Here is a 778-nt window from a genome sequence, read left to right as displayed (position 1 = left end):
CGACCCTACGGGTACAGTGCGGGGCTCCTGCAATTTCTAGCTGATGGGTAGCCAAAAAATGTTGTATGGCCTGATGGATATCTTTATGGATATCTTTTGCAACTGTAATGGCCGCAGATCGTCTGTTGGCTGTGCAAGGGCTAGGCCGTACTGCAGATCACACAACCTTCTCGGCAAACCGTAAGCTCCTTCTCTCCTTCTCCTCAGTAAAAGATAAAATAGGGCGATTTAGATTCCGAGCATTCCAGGCCGCCGATGGGAAACAGTCAAACCGGGGAGATGGTTCAATCGGAAAAGCAGGCTTTCCTGGAACGGTGGCATGACATTCTCGCCCCCAACTCCCTGGGCTACCGCATTCGGCTGTTGTCTCAATTGGTGCGGCGGAAGTTGCAGTCTCATTTGGAGCCTTTTGGCCTGACCATCTCCCATTGGGTGGTGCTCTGCTGCCTTTGGGAAGAAGACGGGATCCCGACTTCCACTATTTGTGAGCGCTTGCAGCAGTTGGGGGGCACCATGACCGGGGTGTTGGATGGCATGGAAAAACGGGAGCTGATCCGGCGGCAGCGAGATCCTGAGGATCGGCGGATTTGGCGGGTCTACCTCACACCTGCAGGGGAGGAGCTGAAAGACGTTTTACCCCCTCTGATTTGGCAGTTGCGGGAGCAAACCTACGGCTGTCTCAGCCCAGAAGAACAGGCAACCCTCTCGCGGTTGGTGGATCGGCTGATCGCCCATCTGTCAGCTAGAAATCGCAGGAGCCCCGCACTGTACCCGTAGG

The 778-nt window shown here is 55.3% G+C and carries 1 protein-coding gene; it reads left to right on the top strand.

The genetic code is table 11. The features are described from left to right. The first annotated feature begins 255 nt into the window (after positions 1-255). Complete coding sequence (locus tag NW843_RS13325; RefSeq protein ID WP_414523191.1) at positions 256-777, top strand: MarR family winged helix-turn-helix transcriptional regulator; 522 nt, start codon at positions 256-258, stop codon at positions 775-777. Position 778 lies beyond the last annotated feature (1 nt).

Source organism: Synechococcus sp. R5-12 (assembly GCF_047502655.1).
Classification (GTDB): Bacteria; Cyanobacteriota; Cyanobacteriia; order Thermostichales; family Thermostichaceae; genus Thermostichus.
The sequence above is the reverse complement of the archived record's forward strand: the minus strand, read 5'-3'. Positions and strand labels throughout refer to the sequence as shown.